Here is a 19,007-nt window from a genome sequence, read left to right on the forward strand (position 1 = left end):
CGGGGAACGAGGAAGAGGGACGTGCCTCTGACCGAGGCCGGGATCTACGCCGCCGCCCTGCGGCTCATCGACGAGGACGGGGTCGAGGCGCTCACCATGCGCAAGCTCGCCACCGAGCTCGACGCGAACCCGATGTCGCTGTACCACCACGTGCCGAACAAGGAAGCGGTGCTGCGCGGCGTGACAAGAATGGTCGGCGCCCAGTTCCGCACCGTGACGCTTGAGGACGCTCCCTGGCAGGAGCGCATCCGCCTGCTCGCAACGGACTTCCGGACCCTGGCGCATCGTCACCCCGAACTGATGGCCTACTCGTTCAGCCACCAGCCCGACTTCATCCAGCCGGACGACCCGTTCTGGACCGCGCTCACGGCGATCGTGGAGGCCGCCGGGGTTCCGCAGTCAGAGGTCTCGGAGATCGCGGCGCTGATGGTCGCCGTCGTCATCGGTGTCCTCGCCGCCGAACTCAACGGCTCGCTCCACCAGTGGTCGACCCTCAAGCCCCCCGGCTCTGACGATGCTGAAGTCGGTGACGGGGACGCGGACCCTGACTCTGCGGGCACAGGTTCTGAAGGCCCTGATCAGGACCACATGTTCCGCCTTGTGATGGACACGCTGATCAGGGGTCTGGAAAGCCGGCTCACCGGCGATCGTGACGGCCGGGACGCCGGCCTCTGAGTCACCTCTGCTGAGGCGCTGCGCCGTCGCGCCTTCAGGGAACCGGGACGCGCAGGCCGGGTCGGCGGCCAGGTCCCGGCCGGCGACTTGGCGAGCGCCCAGGACCCCCTTCTGGTGACGCCCACGCTCACAGCCGGCAAGCTCCATCGTGAAGGAAGCGGCGCAGCGAACAGGACCGAACCTGCTCATTCGGCGGCCTGGCCGGGGCGAAGGGGCGGCCATCGGGCGCCGTCGCCTGACGGGAGGCTTGAGAAACCGGCCCAGGGCTTCATGGACTTCGGTCCGGAAGCCGCCTACGAAGAGATACGGAGCAGGCGGACCGGGGGCGCCGGGCCGTGCAGGAGTTTGGGCAGTTCGCCCGCGAGCTGAGCACCCGCAACCGGGGCAGCGGGCCGATAAAACGCGCCTGACCTGGCCTTTTCTGAGCCACGCTCAGGCGGACGTCTTTCCGATGACGCATCACGTGGAGTGCGTGGCGATCCTGGAGCCTGCCGGCAAGGGTGCCTGAGCTGCGGATGGGCCCGCGCGTCGTGGGCGGTGCGGGCGTTGGGGCGCGCCTCGGCGATTGCTGTGACGGGTCGTCAGGTGTCCTGCGCTCTCTGCGGGCTTCCTAGAGCTTGCCCGGCGTCCCGAGGTGAAAGTCACTCGGAAGGGGAGCTGGCAGGAGCGGCCCGGTCGCCGGTGTGCTCTGCTGCCGTCGCTGCTTCGGCGTGGGTGACGGCACGTCATTTCCCTGACTTACAGGGAGCTCTGAGCAGTGAGTGCCCGCTGCCGGGGACCGGTGACCGTGGAGGTGAACACCCGCTGACCACCCTGGCGGCCCGTCACTTCGACTGCCGTGACCGTGGGTTGCCGGGAAGAAGCGGGCGTGGCCTCGATCCAGCACGGCTCATCGAGTTCCGCATAGCGGTGGAAGACGGTGGAGATGGCCGACGGCACTATCGTGCCGGGAGCCGCGCAACGGTAGGCGGCCTGGCGGGCTGCTTCCAGCAGGACCATACCGGGCAGATGGTCCCCCGAGTGGTCGAACAGTACCGGATGGTCTGGATCGGGAGTGAGCAGCCAACTGTCCGGCCGGTGGGTGGAGGAGAGGACCACGTCGCTGGGCCTGAGACGCCCCACCGCGGACGGGGGCAGCAGATCGAGAGCGGTTCGGGGCTGCGGGATGCTCGCCCGGTCCAGCCGCGAACCGCGCAGCCGGCTGTACACGGCCGGGGAGACGCAGGTGAATCGTCCCCCGCCGGTGGCGATGACCCGGCCGTCACGGCGCAGGGCCAACTCCATGCGAAACCCGCTGGTGGTACGGCCTCGGCGGCTGACGTCGGTACATATCGCGGTCAGTTCTATGTCCGTGGGCGCCGAACCGACGCGTAGATGGCGGAGTTGACTCGTAAACGTCAGGTCCCACATGACGAAGTGGTGGCCGAGCGGCACACCCAGTTCGGCGTGCGCGAGGAACAGCCCGGCCTGCCGGAAGGTCTCGGCGACGATCAGCGGGTCATGGTCCTTGCCGTCGAAGCTGTGGAAGAAGGTGTGTGCGCGCGGCCATTGGCCGGTGAGTTCGAAGTGGGCCTCGTGCTGTGTCGTGCAGCCGGTGAGGAAGACCTCGGCCAAACTCGCCCTGTGGACGTACTCCTTGGGAACGGTCGTGGTCAGTCGGGGCAGCGGCACTGTGGGCGTTGGGGTGAGGGGTTGGAGCAAAGTCATCTGCTTCTCCACTGATCGAGTGAAGGGGTGGTGCAGGCACGGTCATGTAAGATACGTACCTACCGGTTTTCTTCTCAAGCAAAGTCCGGTAAAACTACCTTAAAGCGTATGGAATCCGGTATTCCGGATACGGGGGAATCGTAATGCGCCTTGCGGTTGCCGGCCCGGTCCTTGAAGGCTTGGTCAAGTGGCCCACCGCGGCAGTCAAGTTGTCATAGAAGGATGCCTCGTGGCCCTCGATCCTCGGAGTTCTTCCGAGGGCCGACTGCCTGTGCGTTCCCTGAACCTGACCCTGCCTCGCGGAGCTGCCCCATGGAGAAAAGAACCGACCCGCCGGTGTTGGATCCCTCGGGAATCGACGTGCACGGCGAAGCGGCGCGGCTGCGGGCACGCGGCGCGATCACCCAAGTGTCCCTGCCCGGCGGGGTGATGGCATGGGCCGTCACCCGACACGCCAGGATCAAGGAGCTGTTGGTCGATCACCGGGTGTCGAAGGACGCGTACCAGCACTGGCCTGCGTGGATCACGGGTGAAGTCGACGACTCCTGGCCCATGGCCATGTGGGTCTCGGTCCGCAACATGCTGACGGCCTACGGCCCCGAGCACGCGCGCCTGCGCAAACTGGTCGCCCCGGCGTTCACGGCTCGGCGCACCGCTCAACTCCGGCCCCGTATAGAAGAGATCACCAAGGCGCTGCTCGATCGCCTGGCCGATGTTCCGTACGGTCACACGGTCGATCTGCGTCGCGCATTCGCCTGCCCGCTTCCCATCCAGGTGATCTCCGAGCTGCTCGGGCTGGCCGAACCCGACCGGGAGAACCTCCAACGGGTGGTGGACGTCCTGTTCACCACGACGACCACCTCGGCGCAGGCCCAGGCGAATCAGGTCGAGTTGTACGGGCTGTTGAGCGAGCTCGTGGCGCAGAAACGTGCCTGCCCTGCTTCCGACATGACCAGTGATCTGATCGCCGTACGCGACGACGCGGGCTCCGGACTCACCGAGAAGGAACTCGTCGACACCCTGTTGCTCGTCATCGGTGCCGGCCATGAGACCACCGTCAACCTCCTGGACCACGCGATCAGCGTGCTGCTGGCCGAACCCGAGCAGCTGAGGCTGGTCCGCGACGGTGTCGTCACATGGGAGGCCGTCGTCAACGAGACGCTGCGCTCCCAGGGGCCGGTGGCCAACATCCCGCTGCGCTTCGCCGTCGAGGACATCGACATCGACGGTGCGCGCATCGCCAAGGGAGAGCCGATCCTGCTCTCCATGGCGGCGGCCGGCCGCGACCCCGACCAGTACGGGACGGACGCCGATCGCTTCGACGCCACCCGGAGGGCCAGCCGCGACCACCTCGCATTCGGGTACGGCGTCCATCACTGTCTCGGGCGTCCCCTCGCCATGGCCGAGGCCACCACGGCGCTCCCCGCGCTCTTCGAGCGCTTTCCCCGGATGGCGCCGGCGGTTCCGCCCGAGCGGCTGCGTCCGCTCGAATCGTTCATCACCACAGGCCATCGCGAACTCCCGGTGGTCCTGGAGCCCGCCACCACTTCCTGAGTCCGCCGAACAGAGCGAAAGAGGGGGAATGACGTGCCCACAGCCTTGAAACACCTGCGTCTCGCCGCGGTCAACATCGACGGTGTCCTGCTCAACGACACCTTCAGTCCGGTGATCCGCGAGATGGTGATCGCCCACGGTGGTGACTACACAGCGGATGTCGAGTACGCCCTGCTCTCCCAGACGCAACTCACCGCCGCCGCCGCGTTCGCCCAGGTGACGAACACGCCCGCCCCTCCCCGTGAGCTGGTGGCCGACTACCTCGCGCGACGGGAGGAGTACGTCGCCCGGTATCCGGTGCGCGTGCTCGACGGCGCTGGTGACCTGTTGCGGCTGCTGCGCGGTCTGAACCTCCAAGTCGTGTGCTACGGAGGCTTGGACAGATCCCACTTCGACCGCTACCTCGGCGAGTTCAGCGACCTCTTCGACGGCCCGGGCTACGTCTGCACCGACAGCTTCCGCCCGGGCATCCACGAAATCACCCACGACGTCTTCGGCCTCGGGTACGACCGGGCGGTCTTCGTCGACGACGTGGCGCGCGTGGCGGAGACCGCGCGGTCACTCGGGGTGCCGTTCATCGGGCATCTCAGCGCCGAATCCCGGTACCAGGAGAGCTTGATGGCGCGGGCCGGCGTGAGGCACATGGTCCGCACGCTGAGCGGCATCGACCAGGACCTCCTGCGGACTCTCGACCACGAAGCGTCGACCGGGACGGTGTGGCACACCACCCCGCGAACAACGGACAGGACCGAAGGATTGAGCCATGAGTGACGACCGGGCGCCCCTGACCGGAAAGATCATCATCATCACGGGGGCCAGTAGCGGCATCGGCGCCGCGGCGGCCCGCGTCTTCACTCGGCAAGGCGCCACCGTGGTGCTCGCGGCACGCCGTGAAGCCCTGCTGCGCCGGCTCACCGACCAGCTGCGGGAGGAGGGGGCCACGGCGAGCTGGGTCACGGCCGACGTCTCGGAACCAGCCGACGTCCAGGCGATGGTCGAGTTCACGGTGTCCCGGTACGGCCGACTCGATGCCGCCTTCAACAACGCGGGCACAGGGGTGGAGAAGACCCCGCTGCACCTCACCGACGACGACGCCTACCAACGGGTCATGGACGTCAACGTGACCGGGGTGTGGAACTGTCTGCGACACCAGATCGCCGCCATGCTCACGACCGGAGCCGGCTCCATCGTGAACACCAGCAGTGTCGGGGGACTCGTCGCCACGTCGGTGGCGGCTCCGTACATTGCCTCGAAACACGCTGTCGTCGGCCTGACCAAGGCCGCCGCGGTCGAATACGCGGAACACGGGATCCGGGTCAACGCGATAGCTCCGGGCCTGACCCGCTCCGAGATGGTGGACCAGTGGTTCACGGTGCATCCGGAGGCGGAGGCAAGGGCTTTCCGCTCGGCTCCACAACAACGGGCCGCAGATCCCGAGGAGGTGGCTCAGGCGGCGGCGTGGCTGTGCAGCGACCGAGCCTCGTTCGTCACCGGCACCTGTCTCGCGGTGGACGGCGGGCGGACCGCTTGGTAAGGGATCCCTGGCTGTCAATGGTGCGATAGGGAAAATACTGCACATTGCTTGCCGAAAGGCCCTGCTCGACCTTGTTTGTCGTGCGCTAAAGTACGTCCCATCCGGTTTTGTTTCTGTTTTCAGGAGAGGCCCTGTGGCTCAGCAGGAGCGTGCGATACGGACGCGCCGCGCCGTCCTCGAGGCCGCTGCGGCGGTCTTTGCCGAGCGCGGCTATGCGGCAGCCACGATCACTGAGATCCACAACCGTGCCAACGTGACCAAGGGCGCACTGTACTTCCACTTCGATTCCAAGGCCGCGCTCGCTCAAGGCGTGCTCGAAGCGCAGATCAGCAGTGACTACCACCTGCCCCGTCAGCTCAAGCTGCAGGAATGGGTGGATGCGGGCATGACGCTTGCCGCGCGTCTCCCTCGGGAACCCCTGCTCCTCGCCGGGGTCCGGCTCTCCGCGGATCTTCAGGGCCGCAGCCTCTTCGGCAGCGCCTGGCCGGCCTGGACGGAACTGACGGCGAACTTCCTGTCCGACGCCAAGGAGCGGGGCGAGGTCTTTCCCCATATCGTGCCGGAGAAGACCGCCCAGGTCTTTCTCGGTGCCTGGATCGGTGTCCAGTTCGTCTCGCAGGCGGTCTCCAACTGGGCTGATCTGGAGCTGCGTATGTCGGAGCTGTTCGGTCATGTCCTTCCGGCCATCGCCGCCCCAGCGGTGCTCGTGCAGCTGGACACGGCGCCCGACCGGGGGTCCCGTGTCCTGGCGGAGGCCAAGGCGCTGTCGGCGACAGCTGCGGCAGGCGCCGACGTCTGATCCCCGGCGGTCCCTGCGACGCCGCGGGTACCGGTTTGTTTTCGCCGCGCGACGAGGCGGCGTGACGGCGCTCCGGGCGACGTCTGCATCGAAGCTTCCCTGATCAACCTTCCGTCCAGTTTCACTGAAGCCGATTTAAAACCGTCTAAGCGGTTTGCTAGCTTGATGGCGCGGGGGCGCAGATGAACTCACAGACGGACGAGTCGGTCGCTCCGGCCGACGCCGTCCGATGTCAGGGGAGGCGTGGATGACCAAGCAGGAGCGTGCGATCCGGACCCGCGAAGCATTGCGGCAGACCGCGGCGGAGATCTTCGCGCGGGAGGGCTTCGTGCACGCCTCACTTCCCTTGATCAGTCATGCCGCCGGGGTGAGTAAAGGGGCCCTCTACTTTCACTTCCACAGCAAGGACCACCTTGCCAGGGTGATCGAGGAAGAAGCCGACGCGCGTCTGAAGCGCATTCTGGAGCATGCTCAGGGGCGGGAAGGGGCGACGTCGCTGCAGAACGTCGTCGATGCCACCTATGCCCTCATGGAAGGTATTGCCTCCGACGCCGTTGTGCGAGCGGGTTTTCGGTTGGGCGCGGAGAGTGCCCGTGTGAGCAGTGTCGATCTGTGGGGGCGCTGGCGGGGGTGGGTGCGCTCCATGCTGGTGCAGGCCGAGAGTTCGGGTGAACTGGCGCCCGGAGTCTCGCGGGTGGCGGTCGGCGCGGTCATCGTGATCGCGATGGCCGGCTTCGAGGCGCTGGCCTCGAAGAACGCGGAGTGGAGTGCTCCGGAGCGGTTGAACTGGCTGTGGGAGTTGTTGCTGCCACGACTCGAGGCGCGTTCTTGCCCTTAAGATCCGTCCATTCGGTTTTCTTAAGGGTGCGCAAATAAATCTTTGCCATCCCATTGCCCCTGACTCTCTGGGCAATTTCTATGCTCTTTGTCCTGGTTTGACGGTGGGAAGGATGCCGCCTTCCCAGGGTTCCTCCTTCAAAAGCCGACCGTATAGTCGTGCATTGACAAACCGTCCGGATTGTTTTTCGATGAGCTGGTCACTGGGGACCCGATCGTCATCGGGCGACCGCACGGACGGCAGCGACAGGGGGACATGGCGTGAACATCGAAATACTGGGGACATTGGCGGTGTCGGTGAACGGGGTCTCGATCACGCCAACGGCACCAAAAGCGCGGCAGGTTCTCGCCCTGCTGGCCGTACGCGCGGACCAGGTCGTCCCTATGGACGTGCTGATCGAAGAACTGTGGGACGCGGAGCCTCCGCGAACGGCGCGCACCACCGTTCAGACGTACGTCCTGCACCTGCGGGAGCTGATCACGACGGCGCTGCAGGACTCGACAGGAGGCAGCCGGCTCACCGCCAAGGATGTCCTGATGACCTTTCCGGGCGGCTACCTCCTGCGCAGCGGCGACGGCAGCAGCGACATCCGAGAGTTCGAGCGGCTGTCCGACGCTGGATACGCGGCGATGGACGCAAGTGACTTCGCGGAGGCCTCCCGGTATCTGCGGGAGGCGCTTGCTCTGTGGAGTGGTCCCGCACTCGTCGACATACAGGCCGGCAAACAGCTGGAGACAGAGGTCAAGCGGCTTGAAGAGACGCGGCTGTGCGCGCTGGACCAGCGCATCGAGGCCGAACTGCGGCTGGGTCAGCACAGGTCGCTCCTCGCCGAACTGACGGTGTTGGTCAGGCGCTATCCCACCCACGAGACCCTCTGTGGCCAGTACATGCTGGCCCTGCACCGCTCGGGCCGCAGGGGTGAGGCTCTCGATGCCTATCAGAGGTTGCGCAACACCCTGGTGCGGAGCAAGGGACTGGAACCCTCGGCCTGGCTGCGCAGACTGCAACGCTCCATCCTCCTGGCCGGCGCGGACGACAACCAGGCGCTGCCCGCCGAGGAACGCAAGGGCGTCCGGCTCAGCACCGCCTGCTGACGTCGCTCCATGAGGTGGCTGTCGCCCCCTTTCCTGGTCCTTCAGAGGAACCTGAGCTGCCGGCGACAGGCTGGTCGCCGACAGCTCAGGTTCCTCTGAAGGAGCGATCGTGGCGGCGACGGAGGTACTGATCGTCGGGGCCGGCCCCACCGGACTGGTACTCGCATGCGATCTGGCACGACGTGGCGTCCGGTGCGTGGTCGTCGAGCGTGAGGACCGGCTCCTGCCAGGGTCACGCGGCACCGGCGTGCAGCCGCGTACCCAGGAGGTCTTCGAGGACCTCGGCGTGCTGGACGCCGTGCGGGCCGCGGGCGGCCCCTGCCAGATGATGCTGTCCTGGGACGGAGAGACCCGACTGCGGACCTGGGACCTGGTCGAACGGCGTCCTTCCGACCCGCACGTCCCCTACGGCGAAGTACTCATGCTGCCCCAGTGGCGGACGGCGGAACTGCTCGCGGACCGCCTCGCCGAACTCGGCGGCCGGATACGGTACTCCACCGAACTGACAGGGCTGGACCAGGATGCCGCCGGTGTCACAGCCCGGCTCTGCCGTTCCGGCGGCTCGGAACGGAGTGTGCGGGCCGCCTACCTCGTCGGGGCGGACGGAGGGCGCAGCGCGGTCCGCAAGGCGATCGGAGTCGCACTCACAGGGGACGTCGTGGACCCGAGCCCGGCGCTCGTCGCCGACGTGGCCGTGGACGGAATCGACCGAGACCACTGGCACATGTGGCCCGACGCCGAGGGCGGAGTGTTCCTGCTGCGGCCGCTGGAGGGGACGGATCTCTACCAGCTCGTGGCCCGCTTCGACGCCACCTACGAGGCACCCGACACCGGGTTCGACGCCGTTCAGCGACTGATCACCCGACGCACGGGACAATCGTGCTTGCGGCTGCGGGAGTTGGCATGGGTCTCCGTCCACCGGGCCAACGCCGCTCTGGCCGACCGCTTTCGTAGCGGAAGGGTCTTCCTCGCCGGCGATGCGGCGCACATCCACACGGCCGCCGGTGGCCAAGGCATGAACACCAGCATTCAGGACGCCTACAACCTGGGATGGAAGCTGGAACGGGTACTCCGCCACGGAGCGGGTGACGCCCTCCTGGACACCTACGAGGAGGAGCGACGGCCCGTCGCCGCCGACGTTCTGGGAACCAGCACCCGTATCCACCGTTCCTACCGGGGGTCTCAGAGGAAGGCGAACACCCGGCGGGGCAAGGACTTGCAGCAGCTGGAACTCGGTTACCGCGGCGGGCCACTCTCCCTCGACCTGCGGCCGGAGGTGGCCGAAGATGCCCTTCAAGCGGGGGACAGGGCCCCTGACGCCCCGTGCACGGACTCCTCGGGTCGGGCGACGCGCCTCTTCGAGGTCTTCCAGGGCCCGCACGCCACCTTGCTCGCCTTCGGCGGGGTGCCACTGCCCGCCTCCGCCCTGGACGGTTCGACAGTCCGTGCCTTCCGGGTCGGCAGCCCGGGAGACGGCGCGGACCTCATCGACACCGACGGCCACGTGCACAGCGCCTATGCGAGGCGCGGACTGTTTCTCGTCCGTCCCGACGGTTACGTGGGACTCGCCACCATGGACCCCGCCGCCGTCGAGGGCTACCTACGGTGGTGAAGGCGCGGCAAACGGCAGTGACAGCGGCTCTCCAGAGAGTCCTCAGCGGCACCTACCAACCTTGCTGATGTTTCCATCGGCTCAGGGTTCGAGGAGAAACCGTGGTGTGCATCGCTGTCACCGGCTCGATCGCAACGGATCATCTGATGGCCTTTCCCGGGCGCTTCTCGGAGCAGTTGCTCACGGGCAGGCTGGAACACGTCTCGCTGTCCTTCCTGGCTGACCGACTCGACGTCCGGCGCGGGGGAGTGGGCGCCAACATCGCCTTCGGACTGGGCAGCCTCGGTCTGCGGCCCGTGCTCGTGGGATCCGCGGGCCTCGACTTCGCCGAGCACGACGCCCTGCTGCGCTCCGCCGGCGTGGACACCACCTGGGTGCGCGTCAGCGATGCGCTGCACACCGCCCGATTCGTGTGCACGACGGACGACGATCAGAACCAGATCGCCACCTTCTACGCGGGCGCGATGGCCGAGGCCGGGAAGATCGACCTCGCCGACGTACAGCGCGCCACCGGTGGCCTGGACCTGGTGCTCATCGGCGCCGACGACCCGCAGGCCATGCTGCGCCACACCAGGATCGCGCACGACCTCGACGTCGACGTGGCCGCCGACCCCTCCCAGCAACTCGCCCGCCTCACCACCGAGCAGACCAGAACACTCGTCGACGGAGCTCGCTGGCTGTTCACCAACGAGTACGAAGCCGGGCTGCTGCAGAAGCGCACCGGCTGGGCCGCACAAGAGGTCCTGCGCCGGGTCGGCGTATGGGTCACCACGCGAGGAAGCGACGGAGTGACAATCGCCTCCGCTGATGCGGCAACCGTGGAGGTTCCGTCGGTACCGGCTGAAACGATCGCGGAGCCGACCGGAGCCGGGGACGCGTTCCGCGCCGGGTTCCTCGCGGGAGTCACCCAGGAGCTGACGTACCAGAACGCGGCACGCCTCGGCTGTGCACTGGCGACCCTGGTCCTGGAGTCGGTGGGCACGCAGGAGTACAAGGTGGTCGCGGCGGACCTCGTCGCACGGATCGACGGGGCCTACGGCCATGCGGCTGCCAGGGAGATCGAGCCCCTGCTGGCGGGTGTGGCATGAGAAGCGAACGGAAACGCCCCACCAGGCCCCTCCGGGAGACGAGCCGCTTCGACGTTGCGGGACACGCGGGAGGCGGGCGGTGACCACGTACTCCTTCGAATTCTTCCCGCCCGGGACCGAGAAGGGCGAGCGCACCCTGTGGGAGGCGATCCGCCGGGTGGAGGCGCTGCGCCCCGACTTCGTCTCCGTCACCTATGGCGCCGGGGGTTCCTCCCGTGACCGGACGATCGCCGTCACCCGGCGCATCGCCACCGAGACCACCCTGCGCCCGGTCGCCCATCTCACCGCGGTCGGCCATTCGGTCGCCGAACTGCGGCACATCATCGGCCAGTACGCCGACGCGGGTATCCGGGACGTGCTCGCCCTGCGTGGCGACCCGCCCGGCGATCCCAACGGTGTGTGGCTCCCCCACCCCGACGGCTTCACGTACGCCCGGGAACTGGTCGAACTCGTGCGGTCCCTGGGCGACTTCACCATCGGGGTCGCGGCCTTCCCGGAGCGGCATCCGCGCTCGACGGACTGGGAGAGCGACATCCGGCACTTCGTCGCCAAGTGCCGGGCGGGCGCCGACTACGCCATCACGCAGATGTTCTTCCGGGTGGAGGACTACCTGCGGCTGCGTGACCGGGTCATGGCCGCGGGCTGCGACATCGCGATCATCCCCGAGATCATGCCGGCCACCGATGCCCGCCAGATCGTCCGGTTCGCCGAACTGAGCGGTGCGCGTCTGCCCCAGGACCTGGCGCGCCGCCTGGACGAGGCCCGGGACAACCCGGCCGACGGTCACCGCATCGGCGTCGAGCACGCCACGGCCATGGCGGAGCGGCTGCTGGCCGAGGGGGCGCCGGGTCTGCACTACATCACGCTCAACCGGTCCACCGCGACGCTGGAGATCCACCAGAACATCCAGGCCTCAAGGAGTGTCCATGCCCTCGCAAACGCCCACTGACTTCTCCGGCGAGGAGGCCGCCCGCCTCCACCAGGACCCGCCTGGCGTGAACTTGACGACGCTCCGCCCGCAGCGGGCTGCCTGCACCGGCGACGAGGACGAGGAGGAAGAGACGCACATCGTGCGGGGCATCGACTGAGGGGAGTCCTACGGCACAGGCTCTGGGAGACGGATAGACGCCCGCTCGACAGATACTCAAGGAAGTCCGGATGTGGCCGGTGACCGGGCTACCGTTCCAGAACCGAACGTGCGTACCAACTCAGTGTGGTAACCGCCAGGTCTGGGGGAGAGTGTGAACATACGGATTCTGGGCCCCTTCAGCGCCGAAATGAACGGGACGTCGATCGTGCCCGCGGCAGGCAAGCCGCGTCAGGTGCTGGCCCTGCTGTCACTCAAGGCCGGCCAGATGGTTCCGGCGCAGACGCTCATCGACGAACTGTGGGGAGCCGAACCTCCGCGGAGCGTGTCGACCACTCTCCAGACGTACATCTGCCAACTGCGCAGGAGACTGGACGCGGCGATGGGGCCCGATGCGCCGAGAAATGCGAAGGACGTCCTGGCCACCCGGCATGGCGGCTACGTCCTGCAGATTCCGCCGGCCGCTGTCGACGTCCACGAGCACGAGCGGCTTGTCGCCGTCGGCCATGCGGCCTTCGCGGCCGGAGACGACGAGAAGGCGGCGGCCTCGTACCGGGCGGCGCTGAATCTGTGGCACGACGCCGTGCTTGCCGACGTCCCGTGCGGTCGTGTGCTGAAGGTGGAACGGCGACGTCTGGAAGTGGCCAGGCTGGTTGCCCTGGAACGCCGCATAGACGCCGACCTGCGACTGGGGCGCCACACCGAGCTGCTCGCCGAGCTCGCCGGACTCACGCTCCGCCATCCTCTGCACGAAGGGCTGCACTCGCAGGCCATGGTCGCCCTGTACCGAGCCGGCCGGCAGGCAGCGGCGCTGAACGTCTACCGCAGGGTGCGCGGGTTCCTCGTCGACCGGCTGGGCGTCGAGCCCTCGCCCCAGCTGCAGCGGCTGCACCAGGCCATCCTCGATGTCGACCCGAGGCTGACCGTCGCCGCGGGGCCGCGGCACACGTCGACCTTCGACCTGTACGCGGCCTGAGACCCACCCCAAGCCGCGATCCAACGGGGAACGTGACATGCAATTCAAGCTGCTCGGACCGGTCGAGGTCCTGCACGACGAACAGCCGCTCCCACTCGGAGGCAGCAAGCCGAGGACGCTCCTGACCGCTCTGCTCCTCGCCGACGGCAGGGCCGTGTCCGAAGCCCGGCTCGGCAGCATGCTGTGGGACGACAGGCCGCCGCGGACCAGGCGTGCGCAGATCCATACCTACGTGTCCCGCTTGCGCAAACTCCTCGCCCCGTACGCCGACGTGGAGCGCACCCGGGCCGGTTACTCCCTGCACCCGCACGAAGGGACCCTGGACCTCGGGGAGTTCCGCCGCCGCGTCGAGCTGGGGCACGAGGAGGCCCGCCGGGAACGTCACGCGGAAGCCTCCGCGCACCTGGCGGCCGCGTTGGACATGTGGCGCGGCCCGGCTCTGGGAGGGACCACCGACTACCTCGTGGACGCGGAGCGGCCGCGGTTGGAGGAGGCCAGACTGGCGGCGCTGGAGGACCGTGTCGACGCGGATCTGGCCCAGGGCGGGCACAGCCGCATCCTCACGGAACTCGGCGGGCTGGTGGAGGAGCATCCGCTGCGCGAGCGCCTCAGGGCCCAGCTCATGACGGCGCTGTACCGGTGCGGCAGGCAGGCGGACGCACTGGAGACCTGTCAGCGGGGACGTGACCTGCTGGCAGCGGCCGGACTGCGATGCGGACCGGTTCTCGACCGGGTGTTCCACGCCATACTCAACGCCGATCCCGATCTCGATGCCAGGGCTTCCGGCCCTGCGTACGCGATGCCTCGGCAGCGCCTGCGCGCCGCCCGCCCATGCCTCCTGCCCCCGGACGTCGCCGGCTTCACCGGGCGGGACGCCCTGCTCGAGGAGCTGGGCCGGCGTCTTGGACCGGCGGCATCCGGCCCTCTTGTGATCTCCGGTGCCGTCGGCGTGGGCAAGAGCGGGTTGGCGGTCCGTCTCGCTCACCGATGCCTGGACGACTTTCCCGACGGACAGCTGTACGTCGACGTCGACAGCATGCCCCCGGGGCCGGGCCGTACGCGTGCGGCGCTGGGCCGCCTGGTCGAGGCGCTGGACCCGGACGGGACGCTGCCGGACTCCGTGGAGGAACGCGGAGGGCTCTACCGTGCCCTCGTGACCGACCGCAGGGTCCTCGTCGTGGTGGACGGGGCCGCGGACGAGGCCGAGGTGCGCCCCCTGCTGCCCGGCCTCGGGCAGGCCCGGGTCATCGTGACCGCGCGGGCCAGAATGGCCGCGCTGGGCGGCGCGCACCGCGCCGATCTCGCCGAGTTCACCGCCCAGGAGGCGATGGACCTGTTGCGCAGGATCGTCGGAGTCCCGCGGGTTGCTGCCGAACCCGATGCGGCCGAGCACCTCATGGGCCTGTGCGAGTACCTTCCGGGGGCCGTTCATGCCGCCGGGGCGCGGCTGGCGGCCCGTCCTCACTGGACGCTGGACCGGCTCGTCCGACGGCTCCGCGACGCCTCCCGCAACCGGCTGGAGGAGCTACGCGTCTCCGATCTGGATCTGCGCACCGGCCTGGCCAGGGCGTGCCGGGATCTGCCCGCGGAGCTCCTGGCCCCACTGACCCGGCTGGCGTTTCTGACCGAGCGCCGCATCTCGGTCCCGGAAGCGGCACGGGCCCTCGCCCTGCCGGAACACGAGGCGGAGGACCTACTGGAAAGCCTGGCGGATGCCCAGGCCGTCCGTGCCGTCGTGCGGGACCGGTCCGACGCCATCGACTACAAAATCTCGGAATTCCTTGCCGTGTATCTGAGGGAACAGCATGCGAAGTCGATCTGACCGCTGGTGATTTCGCTGCGAGCCCCACTCCAGCCGCCGTATAGCGTCGACGCGTTTTCGTATAGAGACATTCGGCAGGATGGCAAGTGGACGGGGGCCCGAACGGAACATTGATGTTGCGCTCAGTATGTGGTCCCGGCATCAGGAAGGTAATCCGGTGACACAGTCGAGGTGGTCGAGTGAAATTCCGGTTGCTGGGGAATCTTGAAGCATTGCCGGACGCGGGCGGCGAACCTCTGGTACTTGCTCCTAAGTTACGCGCGGTGCTCGCATTGCTGCTCATCTCCCGGGGACGCACCGTCCCCATCAGTCAATTCGTCGAGGAACTCTGGCTGGACCGGCCGCCCGCCACGGTCTCGGCCACGATGCAGACGTATATCTACCAACTGCGCAAGCTGCTGGGGGCGGTGGGCGGGGAGGCGGGATCGGCCACCCTGGCCACGGATTCCGCCGGATACGCCTTCAAGGGTTCCGCCGAGGGCATCGACGTGCACGTCTTCGAGACTCGCTTCGAGGCGGGCAAAGCGGCCATGAGAGCGGGCGACCACGAGGAGGCCATCGAGAGTTTCGATCGGGCGCTCGCCGTCTGGCGTTCCATGGAGGTTCTGGCCGACGTGCCCAAGGGGCCCTTCCTGGAGGCTTACGCCGTCCAGCTCGAAGAGGCCCGGATGCAGGCGATCGAGCTGCGCATCGAGGCGTATCTGCAGCTCGGCCGGGAACTGGATGTGCTTCCCCAGCTCCGGGCCCTCACCGTCAACCACCCTCTGCACGAGGGCCTGCACGGCCGGCTGATGCTGGCCCTGCATCGGGCCGGACGGCGCCACGAGGCACTGGAGGTCTACCGTAAGCTGCGGGCCGCCCTGGCCCAGGAGCTCGGGCTGGAGCCCGGCTCGGGCCTTCAGCGGATCCATCGATCCCTCCTCGCCGGTGACCCGGAGCTCGATCACACGGTCAACCGGGCCGGCGTCCCGCTGACCGTGATTCCGGCCCAACTGCCGCCCGACATACGCGAGTTCTGTGGCAGGCAGGCGGAGACGGCACGGCTGGAGCAGATCCTTACCGTGCCCGGCGGTCCCGGCCCTCGGGTCGCCGCGCTGAGCGGGATGGCCGGCGCGGGCAAGACGGCACTCGCCGTACGGGTGGCGCACTCGCTGCGCAAGCGGTACCCCGACGGCCAGTTCTTCGCCTGCTTCCAGGGGAGTCTGACCGCCCGCAGTGGTCTGCCTCCGAACCCCTGTTCCGTCATCGGTTCCTTTCTGCGCGGCATAGGCTTCCTGCCCGAGCAGATGCCGGACGATCTGACCGGCCGCAGCCAGCTGTTCCGCAGCTGGTGCGCGGACCGCGCTGTGCTCATCCTGCTGGACGACGTCCCGTCCGCGGAGCAGGTGCGTCCGCTTCTCCCCGCGGGTCCGCGGTGCGCTGTACTGATCACCAGCCGTTCTCCGCTGTATGCGCTCAGCGGGGCGCGGAACATGGAGATCGGCCCCCTCGCGGCCGCCGACGCTGTCGAGTTGCTGTCCCGGGTCTCCGGCTGCACGTGGGACACCCGCGACCGCGCGATGGCCCGGTCGATAGCCGACCACTGCGACCGCCTTCCGCTGGCGGTGCATGCCGTCGGCTCATTGCTGGCGCTGCCCTCGCGCATGCCGCTGCGCCGCGCCGTGGACCGTATGACGGATCGAAGGCTCCGCCTGCAGGTGCTCAGGAGTGGCAGCGCCGACCTGTCCGGCAGGCTCGAGCATGCCTACGAATGCCTGGACCCGGTCGCCCGTCACCTGCTGCGGGCCCTCAGCCGTGCCCCGGAAACAACCTTCACGGTGGACGCCGTCACGCGGTCGTTCGGCCTGGACGCCGTCGAGGCCGAGGACGCGCTCGAGCGGCTCTACGACGCCCGGTTCGTCGTGGCCCACACGGACGGGGGAGGGGCCGGCACCCGCTACGGACTGATGGAACTCACCCGTCTGTTCGTTCAGCAGCAGGGGCCGGACGACCTCACGGCGGCGCTCCTCGACGAGGCCGCCCCCAGCTGCGCATCAGCCGCCTTCACCGCATCGTCAGGGCTTCTCTAGAAGTCTTTGTCACGCTCTTTCGAAGGAATCAGAGGAAAAGAAGAACCGGGCTGTTGAGGGGAGACAGAGCGTGCGGGAATTCACCCTCGATGACCTGGTGGATCTCACGCGAACCTACGCCGGAGAGTCCGAGGAAGGCGCGCTGGACGGTGACATCGTCGACGTCCTCTTCACTCACCTCGGTTATGACTCGGTTGCCTTGATGGAGGTTCTGAGCCACATCAAGCACGAGTACGGCATCGATCTCGCCGAAGAGGCCGTGGACGCGTTGAAAACACCCCGTGCCGTCATCGAGAAGGTCAACGAAGTAATCCGTTCCCAGAGTGGCAACCGAAAGAAGGTTTCGTCGTGAGTGAGGTCGAGAAGACTGCCGCGGAGCAGTTCCTTCCGAACGATCTGTACGGCCTGCAGCTGGTACTGCTCGCCTCGGGCGGGCGACTGTTCCAGATCGTCAACGCGCTCGCGGAGCTGGGCGTCGCCGACCTCCTCGAAGGCGGCCCGCTGCCGATCTCCGAGCTGGCCGAGCGTGCGGGCGCCGATGAGCAGGCGCTGCAGAGGGTGCTGCGGGCCACCGCCATGCTCGGCATCTTCGCCGAGGGGCCGACCGGGGTCTTCAGCTCCACTCCCGTCACGAAGTCGCTGACCCAGGACAACCCGCACGGGGTGTTCCCGCTGATCCGTTACAACCACATGGAGCTCACCGCCCGTCCCTTCGAGGACACCCTGCACAGCCTCAGGACGGGCGAGCCGGCCTTCAAGAGGACCTTCGGCACGACGTTCAACGCGTACCTGGAGGAGCACCCGGAGGCCGACCGGTTCTGCGACGAGTTCCAGACCTACTGGGCCAAGCAGTTCGCGGAGGAGGAACTCGACCACTGGGAGCTCGGCCGCTTCTCCAGCATCGCCGACCTCGGCGGCGGCGACGGCTTCTTCCTGGCCCAAGCCCTGCGGCGCTACCCGCAGATGACGGCGCAGCTGTTCGACCTGCCCTGGATGGCGAAGAAGGGCGAGAAGGTCTTCGCGGATCACGGAGTGAGCGACCGCGCCGAGATCGTCGGCGGTGACCTCCTCAAGGACCCGGTGCCCCGCGGCGCAGAGTGCTACTTCGTCAAGGCCGTGTTCATGCGCTTCTCCGACGAGGAGGCCGAGCGGGCGCTGCGCAACATCCGCGAGTCGATCGGGGACGACACGAAGGCGCGTCTGCTGATCGTCGACTCCGTGCTCAAGCCCGGCAACGAGTGGGATCACGGCAAGCTGCTCGACATCGACATGCTCGTGCTGCACGGCGGCCGCAAGCGCACGCTCGACGACTGGAACGAGCTGTTCGCCCGCACCGGATTCGAGCTGCTGAACGAGCCGATCTACCACTGGGACCTGCTCGAGTGCAAGCCGGTCTGAGACCCGCAACCAGCCCAGCCCACGGAGGCACGCATGGCGCCGACAGGCGTATCCCGCTCGACGCTGCACGACATCCTGACCACCAACATCGGCCTCGAACCGGAGACCGTCGACGCGGCGGGACCCGTCTCGCTCGCCGACCTCGGAGTCGACTCCATCGGACTCATCGAGCTGCAGAAGGCCGTGTCCGAGACGTACGGCACGGAACTCCCCGACGAGGCGCACGCGTGGAGCGTCAACCAGATCCTCGACCACCTGAACTCGAAGCTGAGGAAGGCAAGCTGATGGCGAGCAGCACGGACAACTCGGTATACATCGCCGCCCCCCTGGACGTGGTGTGGCGGCTGACCAACGACGTCAGGACCTGGCCGGGCCTGTTCACCGAATACGCCTCGGTCGACGTCCTCCACGAGGACGGGCCCACCGTCCGCTTCCGGCTCACCATGGTCCCCGACGACGACGGCACGGTGTGGAGCTGGGTCAGCGAGCGCACCACCGACATCGCGACGCGCTCCGTACGCGCGCACCGCGTGGAGACCGGGCCCTTCGTGTACATGCGCATCCACTGGACGTACGAGTCCGAGGGCGAGGGCACGAGGATGCGCTGGCGCCAGGAGTTCGAGGCGAAGCCCGAGGCGCCCTTCGACGACGCGTCCATCACCAAGCGCATCAACGACAACACACGCATCCAGATGGATGTGATCAAGAAGAAGGTCGAGGCGGCCGCCGCGGCGGCGGTCTGAGCCGGCGACCA

19 protein-coding genes are annotated in these 19,007 nt (G+C 67.9%); 18 read left to right on the forward strand and 1 reads right to left on the reverse strand.

The features are described 5' to 3' along the window. The first annotated feature begins 21 nt into the window (after positions 1–21). Positions 22–675 carry a TetR/AcrR family transcriptional regulator gene (locus ACGFW6_RS15725; RefSeq protein WP_393508937.1) on the forward strand — a complete coding sequence of 218 codons (654 nt, stop codon included), beginning with the start codon at positions 22–24 and terminating at the stop codon, positions 673–675. Between the two features lie 738 nt (positions 676–1,413). Here the strand turns inward: ACGFW6_RS15725 and ACGFW6_RS15730 are convergent. After that, on the reverse strand, positions 1,414–2,382 hold the full coding sequence (locus ACGFW6_RS15730) for a ScbA/BarX family gamma-butyrolactone biosynthesis protein (protein WP_393508940.1): 969 nt from the start codon (positions 2,380–2,382) through the stop codon (positions 1,414–1,416). 312 nt (positions 2,383–2,694) lie between these two features. Between ACGFW6_RS15730 and ACGFW6_RS15735 the strand changes: the two genes are divergently transcribed. The 17 genes from ACGFW6_RS15735 (at position 2,695) to ACGFW6_RS15815 (ending at position 18,996) form a co-directional block, all read left to right on the forward strand. Then, positions 2,695–3,936: a cytochrome P450 gene (locus ACGFW6_RS15735; protein WP_393508943.1), complete on the forward strand. Its 1,242-nt coding sequence runs from the start codon at positions 2,695–2,697 to the stop codon at positions 3,934–3,936. A gap of 33 nt (positions 3,937–3,969) precedes the next feature. Next, entirely contained in the window at positions 3,970–4,707 is a 738-nt protein-coding gene (locus ACGFW6_RS15740; protein WP_393508946.1) for an HAD family phosphatase, read from the forward strand. Continuing rightward, positions 4,700–5,470: an SDR family NAD(P)-dependent oxidoreductase gene (locus ACGFW6_RS15745; protein WP_393508949.1), complete on the forward strand. Its 771-nt coding sequence runs from the start codon at positions 4,700–4,702 to the stop codon at positions 5,468–5,470. Before ACGFW6_RS15740 ends, ACGFW6_RS15745 begins: the two co-directional genes overlap by 8 nt. A 133-nt stretch (positions 5,471–5,603) precedes the next feature. Further along, positions 5,604–6,269 (forward strand): ScbR family autoregulator-binding transcription factor, encoded by a 666-nt coding sequence (locus tag ACGFW6_RS15750; RefSeq protein ID WP_393508952.1) that lies wholly within the window; start codon positions 5,604–5,606, stop codon positions 6,267–6,269. A gap of 247 nt (positions 6,270–6,516) precedes the next feature. Next, positions 6,517–7,107, forward strand: a complete 591-nt coding sequence (locus ACGFW6_RS15755) for a ScbR family autoregulator-binding transcription factor (protein WP_393508955.1) — start codon at positions 6,517–6,519, stop codon at positions 7,105–7,107. Positions 7,108–7,367: 260 nt separating this feature from the next. Further along, the gene (locus ACGFW6_RS15760; RefSeq protein WP_393508957.1) at positions 7,368–8,201 is read left to right on the forward strand and encodes a BTAD domain-containing putative transcriptional regulator; all 834 of its coding nucleotides are present in this window, start codon (positions 7,368–7,370) and stop codon (positions 8,199–8,201) included. 109 nt (positions 8,202–8,310) lie between these two features. Then, on the forward strand, positions 8,311–9,813 hold the full coding sequence (locus ACGFW6_RS15765) for an FAD-dependent monooxygenase (protein WP_393508960.1): 1,503 nt from the start codon (positions 8,311–8,313) through the stop codon (positions 9,811–9,813). 104 nt (positions 9,814–9,917) lie between these two features. Further along, the gene (locus tag ACGFW6_RS15770) at positions 9,918–10,901 is read left to right on the forward strand and encodes a carbohydrate kinase family protein (RefSeq protein WP_393509878.1); all 984 of its coding nucleotides are present in this window, start codon (positions 9,918–9,920) and stop codon (positions 10,899–10,901) included. A gap of 79 nt (positions 10,902–10,980) precedes the next feature. Then, a complete protein-coding gene (gene metF, locus ACGFW6_RS15775) occupies positions 10,981–11,850 on the forward strand; it encodes a methylenetetrahydrofolate reductase [NAD(P)H] (RefSeq protein ID WP_393508963.1) in 870 nt (289 codons plus the stop codon). Further along, positions 11,828–11,989 (forward strand): hypothetical protein, encoded by a 162-nt coding sequence (locus tag ACGFW6_RS15780; RefSeq protein WP_393508965.1) that lies wholly within the window; start codon positions 11,828–11,830, stop codon positions 11,987–11,989. Before metF ends, ACGFW6_RS15780 begins: the two co-directional genes overlap by 23 nt. A 153-nt stretch (positions 11,990–12,142) precedes the next feature. Continuing rightward, positions 12,143–12,964, forward strand: coding sequence for a BTAD domain-containing putative transcriptional regulator (locus ACGFW6_RS15785; RefSeq protein ID WP_393508968.1), 822 nt, complete (start codon positions 12,143–12,145; stop codon positions 12,962–12,964). A gap of 37 nt (positions 12,965–13,001) precedes the next feature. Continuing rightward, a complete protein-coding gene (locus tag ACGFW6_RS15790) occupies positions 13,002–14,786 on the forward strand; it encodes a BTAD domain-containing putative transcriptional regulator (protein ID WP_393508971.1) in 1,785 nt (594 codons plus the stop codon). 179 nt (positions 14,787–14,965) lie between these two features. Then, a complete protein-coding gene (locus ACGFW6_RS15795) occupies positions 14,966–16,855 on the forward strand; it encodes a BTAD domain-containing putative transcriptional regulator (RefSeq protein WP_393508974.1) in 1,890 nt (629 codons plus the stop codon). Positions 16,856–16,925: 70 nt separating this feature from the next. After that, a complete protein-coding gene (locus tag ACGFW6_RS15800; RefSeq protein ID WP_393508977.1) occupies positions 16,926–17,207 on the forward strand; it encodes an acyl carrier protein in 282 nt (93 codons plus the stop codon). After that, positions 17,204–18,253 carry a methyltransferase gene (locus ACGFW6_RS15805; protein ID WP_393508980.1) on the forward strand — a complete coding sequence of 350 codons (1,050 nt, stop codon included), beginning with the start codon at positions 17,204–17,206 and terminating at the stop codon, positions 18,251–18,253. Before ACGFW6_RS15800 ends, ACGFW6_RS15805 begins: the two co-directional genes overlap by 4 nt. Before the next feature lie 33 nt (positions 18,254–18,286). Then, positions 18,287–18,538 carry an acyl carrier protein gene (locus ACGFW6_RS15810; protein WP_393508983.1) on the forward strand — a complete coding sequence of 84 codons (252 nt, stop codon included), beginning with the start codon at positions 18,287–18,289 and terminating at the stop codon, positions 18,536–18,538. Then, positions 18,538–18,996, forward strand: a complete 459-nt coding sequence (locus ACGFW6_RS15815; RefSeq protein WP_393508985.1) for an SRPBCC family protein — start codon at positions 18,538–18,540, stop codon at positions 18,994–18,996. The genes ACGFW6_RS15810 and ACGFW6_RS15815 overlap by 1 nt, the downstream gene beginning before the upstream one ends. Positions 18,997–19,007: the final 11 nt, after the last annotated feature.

Source organism: Streptomyces sp. Y7 (assembly GCF_043195415.1).
Lineage (GTDB): Bacteria > Actinomycetota > Actinomycetes > Streptomycetales > Streptomycetaceae > Streptomyces.